Raw genomic sequence first — 22569 nt, 5'->3', positions numbered from 1 at the left:
GCCGGGTTCGGAGGCTCAGCCGGTGTTCTGCAGGCCCGCGGCGACGCCGTTCACCGAGAGGAGCAGCAGCGTGGACAGCCGGTCCCGCTCGTTCTCGGAGAGGTCGCCGTCGGCCCGCAGCGCCGACAGCGCACGGAGCTGGAGGTGGCTCAGCGCGTCCACGTAGGGGTCGCGGAGCTGCACGGCCCGGGACAGGACGCGGCGGTTCTCCAGGAGCCGCGTGTGCCCGGTCGTCTCCAGGACGAGCTTCCTGGTCAGGTCGTACTCGGTGAGCACCTGCCCGGCGAAGTCGTCCCTGCCGCCGAGCGCGAGATAGCGCGCGGCGATCGACCGGTCGGTCTTGGCCAGCGACATCTCGACGTTGTCCAGCAGCGACGCGAACAGCGGCCACTCCCGGTAGGCCGACCGCAGCTCCGCCAGCCCGCCACCCGAGACCACCTCGGCCAGGCCGCTGCCCAGGCCGTACCAGCCGGGGAGGTTGACCCGGGTCTGCGCCCAGGCGAACACCCACGGGATGGCGCGCAGGTCGTCCAGGGAGCGGGGCGCGCCGAGCCCGCGGCGGGCGGGACGCGAGCCGAGCCGCAGCGAGCCGATCTCCTCAAGGGGGCTGACCAGGGCGAACCACTCGGGGAAGCCCGGCGCCTCGGTCAGCGCCCGGTAGGCGCGCTCCGATGCCGACGCCACCCGCTCGGCCAGCGCGCGGAACTTCGCCGCCGCGGCGGCCGTACGCGACTCGACGGTGGGCGTGGACGCGAGCAGCACGGCGTTGGTGACCTGCTCGATGTGCCGCCGCGCGATGGCGGAGTGCCCGTAGCGGGCGAAGATGACCTCGCCCTGCTCGGTGACCTTGAACCGGCCGGCGACCGAGCCCGGGGCCTGGGCGAGCACCGCCCGGTTCGCCGGGCCGCCGCCCCGGCCGAGGGCGCCGCCCCGGCCGTGGAAGAGGGTGAGCTTGACGTCGTTGTCCTTCGCCCAGGCGGTCAGCGCGGCCTGCGCGTCGTACAGGCGCAGCGTCGCGGCGGCTGGGCCGAGCTCCTTGGCCGAGTCGGAGTAGCCGAGCATGACCTCGAGGCGGCGGCCGTTGGCGGCGAGCCTGCGGCGTACCGGCTCCAGCTCCAGCATGCCGGTCAGCACGTCGGCGGAGTTGTCCAGGTCGGCGCCGGACTCGAACAGCGGCACGACGTCGAGGACCGGGGCCCGGTCGCCGAGCGCGTGCCGGGCCAACTCGTACACGGCCGCGATGTCGTCGGCCGAACGGGTGAAGGACACGACGTACCGGGAGCAGGCGGTCACGCCGAACCGCTCCTGGATCCAGGCGATCGTCCGGATCGTGGCGAGGACCTCCTCGCCGCGCTCGGAGAGCGACCCGGCGGCGATCTCCTCCAGGGTGGCCGCGTGGACCTGGGAGTGCTGGCGCACCTCCAGCTCGGCCAGGTGGAACCCGAACGTCTCCACCTGCCAGATCAGGTGCTGCAGCTCGCCGTACGCCTGGCGGACGGCTCCGGCGCCGCGCAGGGACTCCTGAGCGATCCTGAGGTCGTCGAGCAGCTCGGACGGCGAGCGGTAGGCGAGGTCGAGGTCGCGGCTGCGGGTGGCCGCGATGCGGGTGGCGACGTAGAACAGCCACTGCCGATGCGGCTCCTGCGGCGAGCGGGTGGCCATCTCCGACACCAGGTCGGGGAAGTCACCGGTGGCGCGGGCCAGCGCCTCGCGCAGCTTCGCGGACGGGGGCGTGTCCATGGCGCCCGCGGTCATCGTGCGCCCGATCCGGGTGGCGGCGTTCTCCAGCGCGGTGAGCACGTGATCGGCCTGGATCAGGATGGCCTCGCGGGTGACCTTGGACGTCACGTTCGGGTTGCCGTCGCGGTCGCCGCCGATCCAGCTTCCGTACCGGATGAACGCCTTGGCGAGCGGCTCGCGCGTCCCCGTACCGGGTTCGAGCGCCGCGTCCATCGCCCGGTAGATCATCGGCACGGTGCGGAAGAGCGTCTCGTCGAAGGCCGCCATGGCGGTGCGCACCTCGTCGAGCGGGTCGAGCTTGGTCGAGCGGAGCTGGGCGGTCCGCCAGAGCAGGTCGATCTCCTCCAGCAGCCGCCGGTGGGCCTCCTCCCGCTCGCCGGCCCCTCTGCCGGGCGCGTTGTACGCGTCGAGCTGCCCGCTGATCCGCTGGATGGCGGTGACGACGGCGCGGCGCCGCGCCTCGGTCGGGTGGGCGGTGAGCACCGGACGGTATTCGAGCCCCTCGACGAGGTCGGCGGGCCGCTGGTCGCCGCCCAGCCGCTCGTCGCCGCGCAGCTCCTGCACGGCCTCCGCGAGCGACTCCCTGAGCGGAACGTCGTCGCGGTCCCGCTGCCCCAGGATCCGGATGCGGTAGTGCTCCTCGGCGAGGTTGGCCAGATGGAAGTAGCAGGTGAACGCGCGCGCGATCTGGACCGCGCGGTCGAGGGGCCACTCGGCGACGAGGGCGGCGACCTCGTCGGCCGTCGTGTCGCCGCGCCGGGCGCCGATCACCGCTTTGCGCAGGCGCTCGACGTCGGCGAGGAGGTCGGGACCGCCGTGTTCGGCGATCACCTGGCCCAGGAGTCCACCCAGGAGTCGGACGTCGGCACGGAGCTCATCAGGCATCTCCGTGACGGCACTCTGTCGTTCGGCAGGAGCGATGGCGGCCATGTTTTGAAGACTAGCGAGTTCGGTCACAACGTCGGATATCGGTCTCACCAATTGGACTAGACCACTGCGCCGTCGCCGCCGGCCAGCGGAAACGCCGCGCCGGCGTCAGGTCGGGCGGGACACCGCCGCGACGATCTCCGGAAGCCGGTTGTTCCCGATCATGCCGCCGAGCCTGCGGCCTCCCCACGCGGCCAGCAGCCCGTACGGCACGGCGAGCACGCTCACCCAGGTAAGGCCGAACAAGGCCGGCAGCACGACGGGAAGCGCGACCATGCCGACGCCGAGCATCCCCAGCAGGGAGCCGAGGAACGCCTCGCCGCCCTGCCCGGGGGCCGCACCGCTGAAGGCGTTGAGCCGCTCGGGAAGGGTGTAGGGCACGAGGACGCTGGTCACCGCCCCAACACCGAGGCTGACCCCGAGCACGCCCCACGCGGTGAACATCGCGGGGACGGACCAGAGCGGCTCGCCCGCGACAAGGGACGCGCCGACGGAGAGCACCAGCAGCAGCGGCACCGCGATGATCGCGGCGGCGAGCTGCCGCCCGGCGAAGTCGGCGCGTACGTCGCGCTCGGTGGAGAAGGCGACCGCGTTCATCCAGAGGGAGCGGCCGTCGATGCCGAAGGAGTTGGACGCCTGGATTCCGATGATCATCGCGGCCATGCAGACGGGACCGATCACGAACAGGGGGCCGCGCCAGGCCTCCGGTCCGCGCAGCGAGAACATGACGATGCCGGACACCACGAGCGCCATGAACCAGGCGATCCGGCCGCGCGGCTCCCGCCGGGCGTACTTGAGCTCCTTGGCCGCGACCGCGCCGACCATGCCCTGCGGCAGGAGGCCGCCCAGGCGCGACCGGCGTACGGCGCCGCCGCTCTGGTTGGAGGAGTCGGGCGTGACCAGGGCGCGGCGCAGCGCCGCGATCCACAGCCAGGCGAGCACCGCGACCGCCACCACGAGGACCGCGAGCTCGCCGAGCCCGGCGAGGCCGCCGCTCGCGATCGCGTGGGCGGCCATGCCGGGCGGCGTCCAGCGCAGCACGGAGGCCGCCGCGTCGAGCATCGCGGCCGGGTCGGTGGACAGGCCGCCGTTGACGAGCAGCCCGGGGAGCTGGAAGACCAGGAGGAGCAGCACGGCGCCGACCGCGAGCGCGTCACGCCCGCGACGGCTGCGCAGCGAGGCCGACAGCGCGGTGGTGACGGCGCGCGAGGCGACCAGGCACAGCGCGAACTGCAGCAGCACGGCCGGGATGCCGATCAGCACGCCGACCGGCCCGGACGCGAGGCCGACCACCGCGCCCGAGAGCGCGACCAGCGAGGCCAGCGGCCACGGTCCGGTCGCGGAGGCGGCCAGCAGCCCGGCCGCCATCTGCCGGGTGGTGAGCGGGAAGAGCGCCAGCCGGGACGGGTCGAGCGTCTCGTCCAGGCCGAACGCCAGCAGCGGGACGAAGATCCACCCCAGTGTGAACAGGGTGAACGCCACGATCCCGATGTTCAGCGCGATGTCGGGGTCGGTGGCCAGCCGCAGCAGGGAGAACAGGGTGAAACCCCCGGCGGCGCAGGCCAGCGCGAGCAGGGAGGTGAAGGCGAAGCCGAGCTGCTTGGCCACGTCACCGCGCAGGTTGCCGCGGATCAGCCGCAGCTTCAGACGGACGAAGAGCCCAACCACGACAGCCCCTCCTCTCCGGTCCCGCGCGCGCCGACCAGGTCGAGGAACGCCTCGTTGAGCGTGCGGCCGTTCCGGATGACGTCGAGCGGCCCCTGGGCCACGACGCTGCCCCGGCTCATCACGGACACCCAGTCGCAGAGCCGCTCGACAAGGTCCATGACGTGGCTGGAGAAGACGACCGTGGACCCGGACGAGGTGTACCGCTGAAGGACGTCGACCAGCGTGTTCGCCGAGACCGGATCGACACCCTCGAACGGCTCATCGAGGAAGAGCACGTCGGGGTTGTGCAGCAGCGCGGCGGCCAGGCCGATCTTCTTGCGCATGCCCGTGGAGTAGTCCACGACCAGCTTGTCCTGGGAGTCGACGAGGTCCATGACGCGCAGCAGCTCGGCGGCCCGCTGCTCGACCTCGGCGCGCGGGATGCCCCTGAGCTCGCCGTTGTACATCAGGAGCTCACGGCCGGAGAGCCGCTCGAACAGGCGCAGCCCCTCGGGGAGGACGCCGATGCGCGACTTGACCTTGACCGGGTCTCTCCACACGTTGTGCCCGTTGATCTCGACCAGGCCGGCGTCCGGCCGCAGCAGCCCGGTGATCATGCTGAGGGTGGTGGTCTTGCCCGCGCCGTTGGGGCCGACCAGTCCGGCGAAGCTGCCCCTGGGCACCACGAGGTCCACACCCGCGACGGCGACCTGCGCGCCGAATCGTTTGACGAGTCCTTGGGTGCGTACTGCCTCGGGCTTTGCTTCAACCATGCCCTCAACTCTGCCAGATCACCGGTGGTGGACGCGTGGCCGCCGGCTGCGAGCTTAATCACGCTGACCAGGAGCATTTACTGTTAGGAAACTTTCCTTTAGATTTGCCGTAATCACCCCCAGCGAAGGAAGCACGACATGCGAAGAATGATCGCGTTCTTGGCAGGGCTGGCCGTCGCCCTCGCGACCGTGGTGGTCGTCGCCTCGCCGGCGTCGGCACACGGGTACATCTCCGACCCGCCGAGCCGCCAGGCGAACTGCGCCGAGCGCCGCGTGCCCAACTGCGGACAGATCATCTGGGAGCCGCAGAGCTGGAAGGCCCCAAGGGCCTGCGGAACTGCAGCGGCGGCGACGCGCGGTGGGCGCCGCTCGACGACGAGACCAAGCCGTGGCCGGCCGCCAGCGTCGGCGACACGGTCACGTTCAACTGGCTGATCGAGGCCCGGCACGCCACCAGCACCTGGGAGTACTACGTCGGGGACACCCGGATCGCAGTGTTCGACGACCACGGCAGGGAACCGGGATCGACCGTCGCGCACACGGTGAGCCTCGGCGGCAGGACCGGCCGCATCAAGGTGCTCGCCATCTGGAACATCGCCGACACCGAGAACGCCTTCTACAACTGCGTCGACCTCCAGGTCGGCCCCGGCGGCGGCGACCCGAGCCCGTCGCCCAGCCCGAGCCCGAGCCCGAGCACGCGGCCCACGCCCAGCCCGTCGCCGACGTCGAGCCCGACCTCGGGTCCGGCCGGCGACTGGACCGCCGGCACCGCGTACCAGGGCGGTGACGTGGTGATCTACAACGGCGTCGCCTACCGCTGCCTCCAGGCGCACACCGCGCTGGTCGGCTGGGAGCCGCCGAACGTCCCCGCGCTCTGGCGGCGCGTGGCTTGACGCACTCCCCGGCGGGGGTCGCCCCGTGCCGGAGCGGCCCCCGCTGGTTACCCTGCGAACATGACCGCGGAACGGGCACCTGAGATCGACGTCCACACGACCGCAGGAAAGCTCGCCGACCTGGAGCGCCGCCAGGACGAGGCGGCCCACGCCGGTTCGGCGAGGGCGGTGGAGCGACAGCACGCCAAGGGCAAGATGACCGCCAGGGAGCGGGTGCGCGCCCTGCTGGACGAGGACTCGTTCGTCGAGTTCGACGCCATGGCCAGGCACCGGTCCACGAGCTTCGGCCTCGACCGGGAGCGCCCATACGGCGACGGCGTGGTCACCGGCCACGGCACCGTGGACGGCCGCCCGGTCGCCGTGTTCGCGCAGGACTTCACGGTCTTCGGCGGCTCGCTCGGCGAGGTCTTCGGCGAGAAAATCGTCAAGGTCATGGACCACGCGCTCAAGACCGGCTGCCCGGTGGTCGGCATCAACGACTCCGGCGGCGCGCGGATCCAGGAGGGGGTCGTCTCCCTCGGCCTGTACGCCGAGATCTTCAAGCGGAACGTGCACGCGTCGGGCGTGATCCCGCAGATCTCGCTGGTCATGGGCCCGTGCGCGGGCGGCGCGGTCTACTCCCCCGCCCTGACGGACTTCGTGCTGATGGTCCGGGAGAAGTCCCACATGTTCATCACCGGCCCGGACGTCATCAGGACCGTGACCGGCGAGGAGGTGACGTTCGAGGAGCTCGGCGGCGCGCACGCGCACGGCTCCAGGTCGGGTGTGGCGCACTACGAGGCGGCGGACGAGGAGGACTGCCTGGAGTACGCGCGGGCGCTGCTGTCCTACCTGCCGTCCAACAACCTGGACGACGCCCCCGTCTACACCGCCGACACGCCGATGGAGGTCACCGGCGAGGATCTCGAACTCGACGCCGTCATCCCCGACTCGGCGAACAAGCCGTACGACATGCGCTCCGTGGTCGAGCGTGTCCTGGACGACGGCGAGTTCCTGGAGGTGCACGCGGGCTTCGCGCCGAACCTCGTGGTCGGCTTCGGCCGGGTCGACGGGCGCTCGGTCGGTGTGGTCGCGAACCAGCCGTTGAGTTTCGCCGGAACGCTCGACATCGCCGCCTCCGAGAAAGCCGCGCGTTTTGTACGGACTTGTGATGCTTTTAATATTCCGGTCTTGACATTTGTTGATGTTCCGGGATTCCTGCCAGGTACTGACCAGGAATGGAACGGAATCATCCGCCGCGGCGCGAAACTCCTCTACGCGTACGCCGAGGCGACCGTCCCCCTGGTCACGGTCATCACCCGCAAGGCGTACGGCGGGGCGTACGACGTCATGGGGTCCAAGCACCTCGGCGCGGACGTCAACCTCGCCTGGCCGACCGCGCAGATCGCGGTCATGGGCGCGCAGGGCGCGGTCAACATCCTCTACCGTCGCGAGCTGGCCGCGGCCGAGGACCCCGAGGCGGCCCGCGCCGGGTTCGTCCGGGAGTACGAGGACACGCTGGCCAACCCCTATCTGGCGGCCGAGCGCGGATACGTGGACGCCGTGATCAGGCCGTCGGAGACCAGGGTCCAGATCGTCAGGGCGCTGCGCTCCCTCCGCAACAAGCGGGCGGCACTCCCACCCAAGAAGCACGGGAACATCCCGCTCTGACCGGCCCGGAGGCGATATGCACCGGAATCGCGCGCGACGCCCCGACTCGGGAGGAACTCGCCGCACCCGTCCCGGGCGGCACTCCCGCCCCGATACCGGGCGCAAAGAATGGGCAAACCCCGCACATGGGATGCAGAAGGGACTGCTGCGCACTCATGGGGCTCGGCGTTCGGCCATGCTTCGGCATTAGATCAGCGGAACAGGGTGTCAACGGCCTCAAGAGTTGGGAGTATCTAGAAAAGGGGGAGATATAGTCAGCCGATCATCTAGTGACGAGTCCTGGAGGACAACATGGCCATCCCGGACCTCACCGCACACAGCATGGCTGCCAAGTACGCGGTCCTCGTAGACGTCGGTTACCTGTACGCGGCGGCCGGCGAAGTCCTACTGGGGGCGAAAGAGCGCAAAGAGTACCGAGTCGCCGCCGACGAGCTGATCCAGTCGCTGCAGAAGCACGCGCTGGAGCGCATTCCCGGCGAGCTGCTGCGCGTCTACTGGTACGACGCCGCGCGGGACCGGGTCCCGACCGTGGACCAGCGCGTGATCGCCCAGCTTCCCTGGGTGAAGGTACGGCTTGGCAACCTGAACGCGCGTGGCCAGCAGAAAGGCGTGGACGCCCAGATCCGCAGCGACCTGGAAGCCCTCGCCCGGCACCACGCCGTCAGCGACACCGTGTTGATCGCGGGCGATGAGGACATGGTTCCCGCGGTCGAGGCCGCGCAGGCATACGGCGTACGTGTTCATCTTTGGGGGGTTGAGCCGCCGTTCGGCACCAACCAGGCCGAGCGGCTGGTGTGGGAGTCCGACACCGTCGAGATATTGAGCGCCGATTTTCTCCGTCCCTACTTCAACCGCGCGCCCGTCCCCGTCCCCGTGCCCGTCACGCCCGCGCCGTCACCGGCGCAGGTGTTCGCCGGCCGTACGGTCAAGCCGGTGCCGAAGGCGCCGGTCGGGCAGATCACCAAGCTGGGGCCCGGGCGGCCGCACGTGGAGGAGGTCGGCGAGCACGTCGCGCAGAAATGGATCCTCACTCGGGGCCGCGACAACATCCGGGACCTACTTCCCGGGCCCATCCTGCCGACCGTGATCGACACCGAGCTGCTGATCGAGGCGGAGAAGGAGCTGGGCCACTCGCTGCGCCCGTACCCGGAGGCGCGGGTGTGGCTCCGGGACGGCTTCTGGGCCAGGGTCTACCGCGAGTTCGACCTCGGGGTCGGCGTCTCAAGCAAGTGACCGCCCGGCCGCGGAAGGAGAACGTGGCCGGGAGGTGTGCGACGACCGCGGGCGGCGGGTTCCGGCGCGCTCGCGCCGGGGACGGCGGAGCGGTCGGCGCCGGGCGTGACCAGCCTCGACGGTGAGGTCTGATTTCCGCCGGTGCGTGGGGGCGGACAGGGCATAACGTCGAATACGTGAGCACCCGAGAACTTGACTTCGACTCGTGCTACGCGGCGGCCTCCGCCCGTGATTCCCGCTTCGACGGGCGTTTCTACACGGCGGTCACCTCCACGGGCATCTACTGCCGACCGATCTGCCCGGCCAGGACTCCGGCGCGGAAGAACGTCCGGTTCTACCATCACGCCGCCGGCGCCGAGGCCGCGGGCTTCCGTCCCTGCCGCCGGTGCCGCCCCGAGCTGAGCCCGGGCGCGCCCGGCTGGAACGTGCGGGCCGATCTCGTCGGACGGGCGCTCCGCCTGATCAGCGACGGCGACGCCGACGACCACGGCGTCGCCGGGCTCGCGCGGCGGCTCAACGTCACCGAACGCCATCTCCACCGGCTGTTCGTCGCCGAGTTGGGCACCGGGCCGCTCGCCGTCGCCAGGACCAGGCGGCTGCTGCTGGCCAAGCAACTGCTCACCGAGACACATCTGCCGATGACCGACGTCGCGTTCGCGGCGGGCTTCGGCAGCGTCCGCCAGTTCAACGCCGCCATGAAGGAGTCGTACGGCTTCGCCCCCGGCGACCTCAGGAAGGCGAACGGGCCGATGGGCGGCGCGCCGGGATCGCGCCTGCTCCCCCACGGGCTCACGTTGCGGCTGCACTACCGTCCTCCCTACGACGCGGCGGCGCTGTTCCGCTATCTGGCCGCCCGTGCCATTCCGGGCACGGAGGCGGTCACCCAGCTGGACGAGCAGAGCGAGGGGAGCTACCTGCGGGCCGTCCCCGGCGGCTGGATCGCGCTGGCTCCCATGGCCGACCACATCCGGCTCACTGTACGTACCGGCGACACGCGGCAGCTCGCCCGGATCGTGGCCCGCTGCCGCCGCCTGCTCGACCTGGACGCCGACCCCGAGGCGATCGCCGCGGTGCTCGGCACGACGTCCGTCGGCCCGCTGGTCGAACGGCGTCCAGGGCTGCGCGTGCCGGGCGCGTTCGACGGCTTCGAGCTGGCCGTACGCGCCGTGGTTGGGCAGCAGATCTCCGTCGCCGGGGCGCGGACGCTTCTCGGCCGCATCGCGGCCCGGGCGGGCACCACCGCCACTGCGCCCGGCCAGGACGGGGCGGACGGCGAACCCGCCGCGCCGGTGACGACGCTCTTCCCGACGGCCGAGCGCCTCGCCGAAGCCGACCTCGACGGCATCGGGCTCACCCGGCGCAGGGTCGCCACGCTGCGGGCGCTCGCCGAGGCGGTCGCCGAGGGCCGGATCGACCTCGACGGCGCCGAGGACGTCCCAGAGACGACGGCCAAGCTGCTCACGATCCCGGGCATCGGCCCGTGGACCGCGAGCTACGTCGCGCTGCGCGCGCTCGGCGACCCGGACGCCTGGCCGGGCGGCGACCTGGTGCTGAAGAAGACCATGCAGTGCCTCGGCATCCCGGCCGATCACGCGGAGCGATGGCGGCCCTGGCGGGCGTACGCGGCGCTCCATCTGTGGAGCTCGACCGCCGACCCGGCCGCCGTCTGCGCCATCTGAAGAACGTCGGACAAGAACGCCAGACAGGAGGGAGCGGCGGGCCGGTCCGGCCCGCCGCGATCGAAATGATCGTTGCTCAAGTGCTGTCCACCCCCGTGGGTCCGATGAGCGTGCTCACGCGGGACGGCGCCGTCGTCGCGGCCGGGTTCTGCGCGGACCCCCACGACCAGTTCGTCCGCCTTCCGGCCGCGCTCCAGGAGCTGCCGCTGGTCGAGGGCGACCTCGGTGACATCGCGCAGGCCGTCCGCGACTATCTGGACGGCGAGCTCGACGCCCTGGACCGGGTCCCGACGACGCAGCCGGGAACTTCGACGCGGCAGCGTCTCTACACGGCGCTGCGCAGCGTGCCCGCCGGCACCACCGTGTCGTACGGCACGCTGGCCGAGATGGCGGGGCTGCCGAAGACAGCGGCCCGGGCCGCGGGGTCGGCGTGCGCGCAGAATTTGATCGCGCCGTTCGTGCCGTGCCACCGCGTCCTGCCCACGACGGGCGGGTTCGGCGGCTACTACTACGGCGTGCCGGTGAAGGAGTGGCTGCTCGCCCACGAAAGCCGCCGGCCCACCTCCTGACGACAGGGCCGTCGGCCGGGACCCGGCATGGGCCCCGGCTGTCAGCCCGTGACGACGGACTGGACCTCGCCGACGGGGACGTCCCTGGTGACGGTGGCCCGCAGCGGCGTGTACGCGATGGGCGCGCCGCCCTGGCCGACCGCGCCGGTCACCGGCCACACCGCGGTGACCGTCATGGTGTAGACCTGGCGCGGCAGGTCGATCGAGGCCCTCAGGTAGCGGACGCCGCAGGTGAAGTCGCCGCCCTTGGCGTACGGGTGCCCGGTGGCGCCGCAGCTCTGGCGCACCTCGGCGCGGTCGGACGTGGTGCCCGCGTCGATCTCGATGTTCTTCAGCGTGGCGGTCACCGTCGCGCTCATCACGCCGGGCAGGGTGGCGGTCACCGAGCGGGTCACCGGTCCCGCGCCGTCCAGCCAGACCCAGGTCGGCAGGTTGACGAAGCTCCGGGCGTCCGGGCTGAGCTTGAGCTTCGGCTCGGGGACGGTCAGCGCGGCCCGCGCGATCTGCAGCAGTTCCTCCGGGGTGATGCCCGCGGGAGGGGTCTGGCCGTTCTGCACCCACACGGCCGGGGTGAGCGCGCCGGCGCAGGCCAACCCGTTCGGGTCGGCATCGTTGTACGCGGGGCGCCACCAGCGCCCCTCCTGCCCCAGCTTGTCGCGGTAGCGCTGGAGGAGGCTGTTCGTGTCCCCGCCGGAGCCGGCGAGGTCGGGGTCGGCCCCCAGAGCGTGGCGCAGCGCCTCGTCCTGCTCGCGCACCATCTCGTCGGCGTTCTTGTACGGCTCGTACCAGCAGGGGCGCGGGATCCGATAGCCGTCGCCCTTCGCACCTCCGCCGCCGAGGCCGTTGCCGGACAGCACGATGGAGGAGTTCCTCAGCCGGATCCCGGCGGTGCGGCCCTCCTGGAACCCCTCGGCGGTCGGACGGCCCGGCCCCGGAGTCGGAGCCGCCGACACGGCGGCGCGCGCGGCCGGAGACAGGGACAGGACCAGGGCAAGGGGCAGGGGCAGGGCCAGGACCGCGGTCAGGGGCCGGGACCGGGCGGCGGACGATCTCATCGGACGCACCTCTTCGCGGACGCGGCGGGATAGGTGGCGAGGCGGAACAGCCTGACCCGCCAGACGCCGTGCTCGTCCCGGCCGATCGACCCGGCCCACAGGTAGGTCGAAAGCGGCGGCCGGGTCCAGCCCGGCTGGTCCGCGATCGGCTGCCCGGCCAGGTCGGTCATCCGGATCCCCGACTCGTCCACGCAGCCGAGCACCAGCACGCCCATCCGGTCGCCGATCGTGACCTCGGAGTCGATCCGCAGCGCGTAGAGCCGGGCCACGCCGCGCGCGGAGCGCCCGCGATCGCGGAACGCGTTCAGGCGGGTCGCGATGTCGCCGACGGCGCTCTCCTCCACCTTCTGGAGGTAGGAGCGGTCCCGTCCGCCGCTGGTGACGGCCCGCCACATGGCGGTGTAGCTCTCGGCGTACGTGCGGAGCGCTCCGGCCACGTGGGGGTCGGTCCCCGCGGGCCACTCGATCTCGACGCGTACTCCGTCGCCGGCCGCGACCCGCTCGGTGCCCGGGCCGATCGGCGACTCCGTGGGACGGCCGGGGCCGGGCGACGTCTCGCCTACGGCGGTCGCGAGGGCTCCGGCCGGCTCGAACCGCGGCTCCGGGTGAGCCGGGGCGCAGGCGGCGGCGATGAGACCGCCGGCCAGCACGGCGGCGGCGAACCGGACGTCACGTCGCACCGGCGGCCTCCTCAGTGCGGAACGCGGGTACGGCCGGCCCGCGCCCCCGCCGATCCGCCGCCGGGGCCGTCCGGCGCTCGTCACGCGAGCCGCGGGGCGCCGAGGTCCGACGCGAGGTCGCGGCGCCAGTCGGGGAGCAGCTCATCGATCAGCGCCTCCGTTTCGGGAGCCATGCCGTCTCCGTACGGATGGGAGGCGGCCCTTCGGTGCAGGCCGTCGACCACGGCACGCAGCCGCGTGGGATCGCCCGTGGCGTGCGCGGCCCGCAGCAGGTCGCGCCACAGGCCCTCGTCGTCGGCGGCGAGGAGCAGCCCGGCCCGGGCCGCCGCGACCGCCGACTCGGCCTCGCCGCGGGCCAGCCGCAGCTCGCCGAGGCGGTGCGCGGCGTCGGCCACGGCCGCGGTGACGTCGTACTCCAGGGAGTCGGCGGCGAGCCAGGCGTACCGGCCCGCCGGGCGGCCGGCCAGCAGCGGTCCGCGCACCAGCCCCACCGCCTTCTCCAGGAGGAGAACCTCCGCCTCGGGATGCTGGTCGCGGGATCGGCGGACCAGCTCCTGGAACAGGTGCCAGTCGCTCCTGATCTCGGGGCCGAGCCGCAGCCGTCCCGAGTCGTCCCGCTCGACGTGGGGGCGGCCCTCGTCGTCGGCGCCGAGCCAGTCGACGACGCGGGCGATGGCGGCGTCGCGGACCGCCGCCTGCGCGCCGCGCGGCCACAGGACGCCGCCGAGCACGACGGGGTGGACCCCCGCCGGGTGTGCGGCCAGGTAGACGACCATCTCGTGGGCGAGCGCCGCCCTGCCCTCCTCCAGGGACGGCGCCGGGCCGATCTCGATCGGGCCGAGGATGCGGACCTCGATCGACGGGGGCGCGTCGGGCACCCGCACCTCGGGCTCGGGCAGCGGCTCGCCGTCCATCCGCTGGGCCGTACGGAACAGGTCGACGACGGCGGCGTAATGGCGGCGCGGGAGGAGCTGGGCGTCGACCTCGAAGCCGAGCGCGTCGATCCTGGCCCGGTCGTCGCCGGTGATCTCCCAGGTCCAGGTCGCGTGCGCCGTGCCGCCCGCCACGACGTAGCCGGTGGCCGTACGGGTGGCCTTGCCGAGCAGGGCGAGGCGGCGCGCCTCGTCCTCGTCCGGGCGGATCGCGGAGAGCAGGTAGTGGGGCGTCCAGGCGGGGTCGGCGACCCGGGAGCGGACCCGCCCGGTGAGGACGTCTCCGCTCTCCCGCGCGGCGCGTTCCTCCAGCTCGGGCAGGACCTCGGCGAGGCTGCCCGCGACGCGGATGCGGTCGGGGGCGATCAGGGTGAGCTCCTCGCCGAAGCCGACGAGGGTGAGCCGCATGTGATCCGACCAGCGGTTGGTGGCCAGCTCGACGGCGAGCGCGGACATGGCGGCCACGGTCTGCGGACCCTCCATCGCGACGACGCCCTGCGCGGCCTCCAGGTCCACGAGGACCCGGCCGCCGTCGGCGGCGCCCAGCGAGACGAGCCCCGGGTACGGAGCGGGCGCCCCGGTGACCTCCCCCTCGTCGATCCGGCGCCCCTCCTGGGCGGGGAGCCGCCAGACCTGCCCGCCGTCGCACGCCTCCCAGGGCGCGGGCGCGTCCAGGTCGGCGGGGTGGATCCACAGATCCAGCCCCCTGCTGGACAGGTGGATCGCGTAGATCGTCGGCGGGCGCCGGTCCTGCTCGGCGAGCAGCCTGCCCAGCAGACGCAGGCCGAGGTCGAGCATGCGGCTGCCCGGCGCGTCGGCCCCGAGGCGGATCGCCACCTCGGCCCGCGCGGCGTCCCCTCGCGGCGGGACCACCCGGCGGCCGAACGCCCGCCGCCAGAGCTGTTCCCTGCGCCGCCGTCCGAGCAGGGCGAGCAGCCCGGCCGCCACCAGCGACGCCGCCGCGAGGTAGTCGGCCAGGTCGAGCCCGGCGTCGTCCTCCTGGGCGTGGCGTCCGGACAGGGAAGGCTCGCCGTCCGTCCGCCTCTCCTGCGACGGGTGCAGTGAGCCGTCCGACGAGCGGGACGGCGGATGGCCGGCGTTCTCCTCGCCGCGCCGCTCGGGCAGGGCGGGCGGCGGCAACCGGACCTCGTCCTTTCCCGCCCTCGCGTCGCCCTTCGCGTCCATGTCGTGGCCCAGGTCGTCGCTCAGATCACCGTGCGTGTCGGACGGCATCCGGGGGTGATGGTCCAGCGTGACCGGCCGGTCCTCATCTATCGGGACGATCAGGACGTTCCGCGCGTCGTCCGGCATGTCGAGGACCCATCCGGGCCGGATCAGGTCGGCCATCCGCAACCGGCTGCCGTCGGGCTGCTGCTTGTGCTGGTTGAGCCGGAAGATCTCCGGATAGCGGCGGCCCTCGCCGAGACACTTCTCGGCGATCTCCCAGAGGCTCTCGTGGTGCCGTCCGTGCGGGGGCTGCACCACGTAGACCTTCTTCACCTCGCGCGCCTGCAGCGGCGGCCGGTCCTCGGCCGTGACGACCGGCGCCGACAGCGTGGCGGCCTGCGGGCGGATCGCCGGCGGCTGGCCTCCTCCCGTCACGGGCCCGATCACCGGGCCGGCCACCGCCGCCGCGGCGAAGAGCAGCAGCACGGCCGAGACGAGCCGGTTGGCGAGCGCCTGGGTACCGCCGGACAGGGGCACCCGCGCGGGCATGCCCACCCGGCGGATGCCCGCGTACACCTCCACGATCACGCAGACGAACAGCTGCAGCCAGGCCAGCCACACCAGCAGGACGAGGATCGCGGTGACCGTCTCGGGGCCGACGTCGCTCGTGAGCAGGTCGAGGTCGCGCAGCTCGGGCCGCAGCGGCGGCCCGGCCAGCCGGATCAGCGCGTACGGCACGCCGCCCACCAGGGCGACCAGGGCCAGCAGCGCGGTGATCCCGGCGAGGACGTCGCGGGCCGTACGGCGCGGCGGGATGCGGACCGGGCGGCGGAGCGCGGACCGGCGGCCGGGCTGCCGGTCCGGGTGGCGGCCGGGGTGTTGGGGCGCGCCGAAGGCGGGCCGGTCGCCTTCCCGCGTGGAGGACCGGCCCGGCCGCTCGGGCCCGTCGCCGTACGGCATGGAGGACCGCGGCCGCTCCCGGGTGGAGCGCTCCGATTCGCCGCCGTACGGCCGGGTGGATCGTCCGTCCGGCGGCGCGGGGTCGCGGGACGGCGGGAACGCGGGCGGCAGCGGCGCGCGCTGCCCGGGAGGGCGGCCGCCTCCGGGAGGGCGCCCCCCGCCCGGCGGGCGTCCCGCTCCCCTGGGCCGGCGCGGCGAGTCCGAGCCGCGCGACCACGAGTTCCCGTCATCGGTCATACGTCCCCCGCGTCCCCCGCGTCCGGCCCGGCGGTGGCGGTCGCCGCCGCCTCCGAGCCGCTGAATCCGAGCATCGACAGGAAGATGGCGTCCCATCGCACGCCGACCTCGACCGTCACCTCCGCCTGGCCCCCGCCGATCTCGCACCGCCTCATCTGTACGTTCGGGTCGTCGTGGGCCGCCGCGATCTCGCGCGCCCGGCCGCACACCGTGCCCTCGTCGGCGAGCAGCCGGACCCGGCCGTCGGCCCGCAGCGCCTCGACGTCGATCTGGTCGGCCGCCGCGCGCGCGGCCTGTTCGGCGACATCGGCCGCCCTGAGCCGGGCGTTGATGGCCGCGCCGCCGTCCACGAGCAGCCCCGCGAGCAGGAACACGGCCACGGAGAAGACGACCACGAAGACCGACATCGACCCCCGCTCGCCTCCGGGAACCGTGGCCGGGTCGGTCACTTCGCCGGAAGGAACCTCCGGTCCTCGCGAAGCCCGCTTCGCTGGGCCAACGCTGCGGTCCTCGCTCCCTTCCGCTCCGCTCCCTCGCCCCCGGTGAACGTGTGCGCACAGCGCCCTGGACGACGGGACACGGCCGAGCCGGTCGGGTGTCGTGGTCACTCCACCCTCCGGAACTGTTCCAGCGGCGCGACGGACGTCCCCTTCATCCGCCGGGCCGCGCCGAAACCGAGGAAGTCGAGGTTCAGCTCGCACGTCACCGCGACGTGGACGACGCCGCCTTCCTTCCACTCGGTGCCGGACAGGCCGACCTGGGGGTCGCACTCGCCGGAGAGCGCCGCCTTGGCCGTCTCGGCGGCGGCCGACTCCGCCTCGGCCCGGGTCCGCTGGACGGACGCGGCGCGGGCCGCGTCCCTGGCCGCGCCGTTGACCTCTCCCTGCGCCTCGACGACCCGCCCCGCGCCCACAAGGAACATGAGGAAGAGCAGGAGGACGGGCGCGAGCATGACCGTCTCGACCGTCATCGACCCGGCGTCCGGGGGGCGGCGGCGGGCGGCGGCGCGGGCGGGCGGGCGCCGTACGGACCGGGTCACCGGCAGCCGTCCGAACCGTCGTCGGGGCGGAAGCACTCGATGGGTCCGCCGAAGTCGGACGTGACGGTGAAGGTCAGGTCGGGCAGCAGCGGCACCACTTGTACGGCGCTGCCGGTGACCTCGACGCCGCGCTGGTCGCCGCGTTCCCAGGCGCGCGCCGTCGCGTCGCGCAGGATCTTGGGCCCGATGGCGCGGACGATCTGCTCGGCCTTCGCCTCGGCGGCGGCCTGCCAGTCACCGGACGTCCCGGCGGCGCGGGCGATCCTGGCGCCTTCCCTGGCCGCGGCGTCGGCCACCTGGCGTCCGTGGAACCAGAGCGCGAGCTGTACGACGAGCAGCACCACGGCCAGCACGATCGGCATGATCATGGCCAGCTCGATGACGGTCGCCCCGCGCTCGCCGCGGCGGCGGGCGCCGCGCTGTCCGCCCGCGGGGCGTGTCACTGATCGCCCCCGGTGAAGACGCCTCCCCCGCCGCCACCGCCACCGCCGCCACCGCCGCCACCGCCACCGCCGAAGTTGGAGGTGATGTCGGCCTCCCTCTGGGAGACGAGGTTCTTGATGAGGGTGGCCAGACCCAGGGCGACCCCGGCGATGATCGCCGTGATGATCACCCATTCGACGGCCGAGGCCCCCTTGCTCGGCGCGTTACGGGCGCGCTCCATCCGCACGTGCAGCATCGCGATCAAATAGGTGAGCATCTACGCCCCCAACATCTTCATGGCCGCCGGGAAACTGAGAAAAATCACGAAACCGGCGCACAGCAGGAGCTGGGCCACCAGCATCGACTGGGATCGCTCCCCCGCCTTGCCCTCGACCTCCGCGAGCTCGCGCCGCCGCAGGGTGGCGGCACGCGCGCTCAGCGAGGAGCGGACCTTGGCGCCGTCGTCGGCGACCAGGCCGAGCGCGGCCGACAGGTCGCGCAGCTCGTCCACGTTGATCTCGTCGCCGAGCCGTCCGAGCGCCTGCCACGGCGTGATGCCGACGATGCGGGCGTTCCCGAGCGCCTCGCGGATGCGCTCCATCGCCCAGTTGGCGCCCGCGCCGGGGGTCCCGTCCGGGCTGCCGACGGCGACCGCCATCATCAGCGCCTCCGGTACGCCGCGCCCGCCCGCGAGGTTCATCGCGACGAGGTCGAGGAACGCGCCGACCGCGTGCCGGAAGTCGCGGCGGCGTACCGCGGCGTCCCGGCGGATCTGCAGGTCGGGCAGCAGGAAGAAGGCCGCGGAGACCGCCAGCGCGGACCAGAGCGGGATGCTCAGCGACAGTCCCCACCCCATCAGTGCGAGCCAGCCCACGAGCAGCGGGAACACCAGGAGCCCGGCCGCCGCGAGCAGGACCTTCGTCGCCAGGAAGCCTTCGAAGGATTTGCCGAGAAGCGCCAGGTCGGCCCGGATGGAGCGCGCCTCCCACCCCCTGGCGGCGTAGAGGCGGGCGAGGCGCAGGCCGAGGTCGCGGCGGAACGCGCTGACGTGCTCGTCCGGCGCGATGAGCGGGGCCTTGGGCAGCTCCGCGCCCGCCTGCGCCGCGTCCAGGGCCGTCAGCCGGGCGAACAGCCCGGGCCGGGGTGGGAAGAGCGCGCGGAAGAGCAGGAAGAGCCCCAGGCCGAGTACGGCTCCCGCCAGCGCGGGCTCGGTCATCGCACGCCTCCCGTCCGGAGCGGGCGGCCGCCCCTTCCGTCCCCCGGGTCCTCCGCGTCGCGTCCGGCCTCGCGCGGCTCGCCGCCCGGCCCCGACGTGTACGGCGCGAGGATCCGGGCGGGCTTGTCGAAGCGGGCCAGCCGGCGCATCCACGCGAACCCGGCGCCGAACAGCCCCGCCACCACGACAAGGACGGCCTGGCCGAGCAGGCTGCCGTACTCCGCGACGTACGAGCGGTTGAAGACCACCAGCGCGGCGGCGAAGGCGAGCGCCGTGCCGACCACGATCTGCACGCTCTTGCGGGTGGAGCGGCGCTCGGCCTCGACCCGCCGCCGCATGTCGAGCTCCTCGCGGGCGGACACGGCGAGCGCGGACAGCACGTCGCGCAGACCGGGGCCGCGCAGCCGCGAGTTGAGGATCAGCGCCGCCACGACGAGGTCGGCGGAGGGGTCGTCGAGCTCGTCGGCGAACATCCGCAGCGCGTCCCCCAGCGGCATGCGCGAGTGCAGCCGGTCGACGAGGGCGAGCAGGTGCGGCCGGAGCATGGGCGCGGCCGCCCGGATGGAGGAGGGGATGGCCTGTTCGAGCCCGGCCGCGCCGGCGATGGTGTCGCGCAGCGACTCGGTCCACGCGGCCAGCCCTTCGAGGCGCCGCATGGCGGCCCGCTCCTCGGCCGCGCCGCCGGCCAGGCCGCGCCAGGCGAGCACGAGCAGCACGGCGCCCACACCCATGACCGGCCACCCCGTCACCAGCAGGACGACGACTCCGGTGATCACGCCGACCGCGGTGCGGGTGGAGAGGGTCCTGAGCAGCTCGCGGCGGGCCGCCTTCCGGTCCGGCGCGGCGGGCCGGGGGCGCATGCCGTACAGGGCGAGCACGAGGAGGAACAGGCCGCCGCCGGTCAGCGCACCGGCCAGCAGCACCAGCGGATCGAGGAGCCCGGCGGGCATCAGCGCCACACCTCCCGCGTGGGGTCGTAGCCGTGCGCCGCCAGCTCGTCGAGGCAGGAGATCGGGGCATGGGGGACGACGCGGTCGCCGGCGGCGGTGAAGACCTCCGAGGACAGCACCCGCCCGTCGCAGCCGGTGACCTCGCGGACGCTGGAGACGAAGCGCCGCAGCGTTCCGCCGCGGTGGTAGTCGTTGCGCTTCTCGATGAAGACGACGAAGTCGATCGCGCCCGCGATGAGCATGTGGGTCGCCTCGATGGGGAGCCGCTCCTCCGCCTGGAGCGCGTACGTCGCGATGCGGTTGAAGACCTCCATCGAGGAGTTGGCGTGGATCGTCGAGAGCGAGCCGTCGTTGCCCTGGGTCATCGCGTTGAGCATGGTGACGATCTCGTCGCCGAGGACTTCGCCGACGATGACGCGCGAGGGGTTCATGCGCAGGGACCGCCGTACCAGCTCGGCCATGGTGATCTCGCCCTGGCCCTCGGAGTTGGGCAGGCGCTGCTCGAACGCGACCACGTTGGGGTGGAGTTCGGGGAACTGGTCGAGGCCGAGTTCGAGCGCGCGCTCGACGGTGATGAGCCGCTCGCTCGACGGGATCTCGTTGGCGAGCGCCCGCAGCAGGGTCGTCTTCCCCGCGTTCGTCGACCCGGCGAGCATGATGTTCTTGCGCGCGGCGACGGCGGCAGCGAGGAACCGGCCCAGCTCGGGGGCGAGCGTGCCGTTGCCCACCAGGTCGCTGAGGAACACCTTGCCGAGCCGGGCGCGGCGGATCGACACGGCGGGCCGCACGGTGACGTCCATGACGGCCGACAGGCGGGACCCGTCCGGCAGCCGCAGGTCGAGCTGCGGGTTCGCGGTGTCGAACGGCCGGGACGACAGGCCGGAGTACGCCGCGAGGATCTGGATGAGCTCGATCAGCTCCTCGTCGGAGTCGGCGACGGGCTCGTGCGCGACCTCCTGGCCGTCGGCGTAGCTCACGAACACCCGGTCGCAGCCGTTGATGTCGATGTTCTCGACCTCGGCGTCGTCGAGGAACGGCTGGAGGCGGCCGACGCCGAACAGCGCGGCGTGGATGCCCGCGGCGAGGGCCTCCTCCTCTTCCGCGGTGGGCGGGGTGCGGCCGACGCCGATCTCGCCCCTGGCGTACTCCTCCAGGACCTGGGCGATCAGGGCGCGGGCGAACTGCCGCTCGTCCTCACCGGTCATCGGCGGGATGCCGCTCGCCTGGTCCAGCCGCCGCTGGTGGGCGAGCCGGTCGCCGACCTCCTGGCGGAAGCGCTTCACCAGCGCGTGGTCGACGCCGCCTCCCTGCCCGCTCATCGGCCCGCTCCGCCGCGCCCCGCCGTGTGGTCCGGCCGCCCGGCCGGCTCACGCGGGGACAGCAGCGCGGCCAGCCGTCCGGCCAGCTCACGCGCGGTGCGGATCAGCAGGCTGCGGTCGAGCCGCCCGCCCCACTGGCCGCGCAGCAGCTCGGCACCCTTGGGGTCGTACGCGAGACCGGCCACGAAGGCGGCGTCCCAGGGCGCGACGATGCGCCGGACCTCCTCGATCGAGGCGCGGTACGACCGGGGATCGGCGATCACGACCACGACGGGCCGCCCGTCCAGCAGGGCGAGCCGTTCGCGCAGGTGGGCGACGTGGTCGAGGCTCGGCCGGGTGAAGAGCACGACCTGGGTGGCCTCGGCGACGAAGTCGCCCATCTCGGCGTGCCCGCCGAGGCGCCCGCAGTCGGCCAGCACGTCGGCGCGCGGCAGCGCGGCCAGGGACCGGCCGAGCGGCCCCCACAGCCAGGTGAGGCCGCCGGCCTGCTCGCCGTGGGTCAGGCCGGTGAGGACGTCCAGCCCGCCGACGAGCTTCTGCGTGTGCTCGTAGATCTGCTCGGCGTGCAGGCCGTGCCGGGCCACCGCTCCGAGGCTGAGCAGGCCGCGTGCCGGGTTCAGCACGCCGCCGTCCTCGGCGGGCAGCCGGTAGGCGAGATCGCCGCCGGACGGGTCGCATTCGGCCAGCAGCACCGGGCGCGGCCAGACCGCGCCGAGGGCGGTCGCCGCGGTCGTCACACCGGGCGCCCCCTTGTCGGCGGCGAGGACGATGAGGGCCACGTCACCCGGCTCCCGGCAGCACGGCCAGCGCGATCTCCCCGCTGGAGGCGTACGCGGCGACGACGGGCGAGATGGACGCGTCGACCACGATCGAGACCAGCCCGCCGCCCGACCTTCCGGGCGCGCCGATGCCGTGGACGCGGGCGGCGGGCGCGAGCACCCGCTCGGCCGACCCCTTGCCGCTCGCGGGGACGTAGATGACCTGGACGACGTCGCCCTTGCCCATGCCGACCGGCGCCTGGCCGGCCTTGAGCGACAGGCCCACGATGGCCTTGCCCGGGCCGAGTTCCTCGCTCGACCGGGTGACCATGGGGTTGGTCAGCAGCGTGCCGGGGAGCAGGGTGACGGCGGCGTAGGTCTTCTCGACCTCGCCGCGGAAGCGCCAGGGAACGTAGTCGACGCCGGTGTCGGCGATCTCGACCTCCTTCATGGCGGAGGCCGGGATGAGCTGCCCCGCGCCGACCCGCTGCACGATGCCCACGGCGGAGACGCGGTCGCCGCTGCGCAGGACGAGCAGCGTGGTCGCCAGTGCCCCGCCGAGGATGAGGAGGACGGCGAGCGCGGCCAGCGCGGGCTTGCGCTCGCGCGGCGGCACGGGGAGCCCCCGCGAGGCCGGTCCGGACAGCCCGGGACGCTCGTTCGCCGGTACGCGTCCGTCGGAGGCGGGCTTGTCGCTGATCCTCATGGGTGGGGGACTCCCA

At 73.4% G+C, this 22569-nt stretch carries 20 protein-coding genes and 1 pseudogene; 6 read left to right on the top strand and 15 right to left on the bottom strand.

The window, feature by feature from the left end:
- Positions 1 to 15 precede the first annotated feature (15 nt).
- From ACQP1V_RS07710 to ACQP1V_RS07700, 3 genes are all read right to left on the bottom strand, one after another.
- Positions 16 to 2670, bottom strand: coding sequence for a phosphoenolpyruvate carboxylase (locus ACQP1V_RS07710; RefSeq protein ID WP_387408398.1), 2655 nt, complete (start codon positions 2668 to 2670; stop codon positions 16 to 18).
- A 105-nt stretch (positions 2671 to 2775) separates the two neighbouring features.
- Complete coding sequence (locus ACQP1V_RS07705; RefSeq protein WP_433420282.1) at positions 2776 to 4335, bottom strand: hypothetical protein; 1560 nt, start codon at positions 4333 to 4335, stop codon at positions 2776 to 2778.
- Complete coding sequence (locus ACQP1V_RS07700) at positions 4311 to 5087, bottom strand: ABC transporter ATP-binding protein (RefSeq protein ID WP_387408394.1); 777 nt, start codon at positions 5085 to 5087, stop codon at positions 4311 to 4313. Before ACQP1V_RS07700 ends, ACQP1V_RS07705 begins: the two co-directional genes overlap by 25 nt.
- A gap of 138 nt (positions 5088 to 5225) precedes the next feature.
- Between ACQP1V_RS07700 and ACQP1V_RS07695 the strand changes: the two are divergent.
- The 6 genes and pseudogenes from ACQP1V_RS07695 to ACQP1V_RS07670 form a co-directional block, all read left to right on the top strand.
- Positions 5226 to 5662 (top strand): annotated as a pseudogene (locus tag ACQP1V_RS07695) (lytic polysaccharide monooxygenase); the annotation flags it as partial.
- Positions 5663 to 5980 (top strand): carbohydrate-binding protein, encoded by a 318-nt coding sequence (locus tag ACQP1V_RS07690; RefSeq protein ID WP_433425775.1) that lies wholly within the window; start codon positions 5663 to 5665, stop codon positions 5978 to 5980. It abuts the pseudogene before it with no gap.
- A 60-nt stretch (positions 5981 to 6040) separates the two neighbouring features.
- Positions 6041 to 7630, top strand: coding sequence for an acyl-CoA carboxylase subunit beta (locus tag ACQP1V_RS07685; RefSeq protein ID WP_433420279.1), 1590 nt, complete (start codon positions 6041 to 6043; stop codon positions 7628 to 7630).
- A gap of 291 nt (positions 7631 to 7921) precedes the next feature.
- A complete protein-coding gene (locus ACQP1V_RS07680) occupies positions 7922 to 8863 on the top strand; it encodes an NYN domain-containing protein (protein ID WP_067129554.1) in 942 nt (313 codons plus the stop codon).
- Positions 8864 to 9039: 176 nt separating this feature from the next.
- On the top strand, positions 9040 to 10542 hold the full coding sequence (locus ACQP1V_RS07675) for a DNA-3-methyladenine glycosylase 2 family protein (RefSeq protein WP_433420276.1): 1503 nt from the start codon (positions 9040 to 9042) through the stop codon (positions 10540 to 10542).
- Positions 10543 to 10646: 104 nt separating this feature from the next.
- A complete protein-coding gene (locus ACQP1V_RS07670; RefSeq protein WP_433420273.1) occupies positions 10647 to 11111 on the top strand; it encodes a methylated-DNA--[protein]-cysteine S-methyltransferase in 465 nt (154 codons plus the stop codon).
- Positions 11112 to 11152: 41 nt separating this feature from the next.
- Here ACQP1V_RS07670 and ACQP1V_RS07665 read toward each other — a convergent pair whose 3' ends face one another.
- From ACQP1V_RS07665 to ACQP1V_RS07610, 12 genes are all read right to left on the bottom strand, one after another.
- A complete protein-coding gene (locus tag ACQP1V_RS07665) occupies positions 11153 to 12166 on the bottom strand; it encodes a hypothetical protein (protein WP_433420270.1) in 1014 nt (337 codons plus the stop codon).
- Positions 12163 to 12846 carry a hypothetical protein gene (locus tag ACQP1V_RS07660; protein WP_433420267.1) on the bottom strand — a complete coding sequence of 228 codons (684 nt, stop codon included), beginning with the start codon at positions 12844 to 12846 and terminating at the stop codon, positions 12163 to 12165. The genes ACQP1V_RS07665 and ACQP1V_RS07660 overlap by 4 nt, the downstream gene beginning before the upstream one ends.
- An 80-nt stretch (positions 12847 to 12926) precedes the next feature.
- Positions 12927 to 16142 (bottom strand): BTAD domain-containing putative transcriptional regulator, encoded by a 3216-nt coding sequence (locus ACQP1V_RS07655; RefSeq protein ID WP_433420265.1) that lies wholly within the window; start codon positions 16140 to 16142, stop codon positions 12927 to 12929.
- Positions 16139 to 16591, bottom strand: coding sequence for a pilus assembly protein TadG-related protein (locus tag ACQP1V_RS07650; protein ID WP_433420262.1), 453 nt, complete (start codon positions 16589 to 16591; stop codon positions 16139 to 16141). The genes ACQP1V_RS07655 and ACQP1V_RS07650 overlap by 4 nt, the downstream gene beginning before the upstream one ends.
- Positions 16592 to 16746: 155 nt before the next feature.
- Positions 16747 to 17181 carry a TadE/TadG family type IV pilus assembly protein gene (locus tag ACQP1V_RS07645; protein ID WP_387408376.1) on the bottom strand — a complete coding sequence of 145 codons (435 nt, stop codon included), beginning with the start codon at positions 17179 to 17181 and terminating at the stop codon, positions 16747 to 16749.
- Positions 17178 to 17624 carry a TadE/TadG family type IV pilus assembly protein gene (locus ACQP1V_RS07640; protein WP_433420260.1) on the bottom strand — a complete coding sequence of 149 codons (447 nt, stop codon included), beginning with the start codon at positions 17622 to 17624 and terminating at the stop codon, positions 17178 to 17180. The genes ACQP1V_RS07645 and ACQP1V_RS07640 overlap by 4 nt, the downstream gene beginning before the upstream one ends.
- Positions 17621 to 17881 (bottom strand): hypothetical protein, encoded by a 261-nt coding sequence (locus ACQP1V_RS07635; protein WP_433420257.1) that lies wholly within the window; start codon positions 17879 to 17881, stop codon positions 17621 to 17623. Before ACQP1V_RS07635 ends, ACQP1V_RS07640 begins: the two co-directional genes overlap by 4 nt.
- Positions 17882 to 18820, bottom strand: a complete 939-nt coding sequence (locus ACQP1V_RS07630; RefSeq protein WP_433222872.1) for a type II secretion system protein — start codon at positions 18818 to 18820, stop codon at positions 17882 to 17884. It abuts the gene before it with no gap.
- A complete protein-coding gene (locus tag ACQP1V_RS07625) occupies positions 18817 to 19770 on the bottom strand; it encodes a type II secretion system F family protein (protein ID WP_433420255.1) in 954 nt (317 codons plus the stop codon). Before ACQP1V_RS07625 ends, ACQP1V_RS07630 begins: the two co-directional genes overlap by 4 nt.
- Entirely contained in the window at positions 19770 to 21089 is a 1320-nt protein-coding gene (locus tag ACQP1V_RS07620; RefSeq protein ID WP_387408366.1) for a CpaF family protein, read from the bottom strand. The genes ACQP1V_RS07625 and ACQP1V_RS07620 overlap by 1 nt, the downstream gene beginning before the upstream one ends.
- Positions 21086 to 21868, bottom strand: coding sequence for a hypothetical protein (locus ACQP1V_RS07615; protein ID WP_433420252.1), 783 nt, complete (start codon positions 21866 to 21868; stop codon positions 21086 to 21088). Before ACQP1V_RS07615 ends, ACQP1V_RS07620 begins: the two co-directional genes overlap by 4 nt.
- 1 nt (position 21869) lies before the next feature.
- Complete coding sequence (locus ACQP1V_RS07610; RefSeq protein ID WP_433420249.1) at positions 21870 to 22553, bottom strand: hypothetical protein; 684 nt, start codon at positions 22551 to 22553, stop codon at positions 21870 to 21872.
- Positions 22554 to 22569: the final 16 nt, after the last annotated feature.

Origin of the sequence: Microtetraspora malaysiensis, from assembly GCF_050947145.1 — a bacterium.
GTDB lineage: Bacteria > Actinomycetota > Actinomycetes > Streptosporangiales > Streptosporangiaceae > Microtetraspora_A > Microtetraspora_A malaysiensis.
Note: the sequence above shows the minus strand (reverse complement) of the source record. Positions and strands in the feature narration are given on the sequence as shown.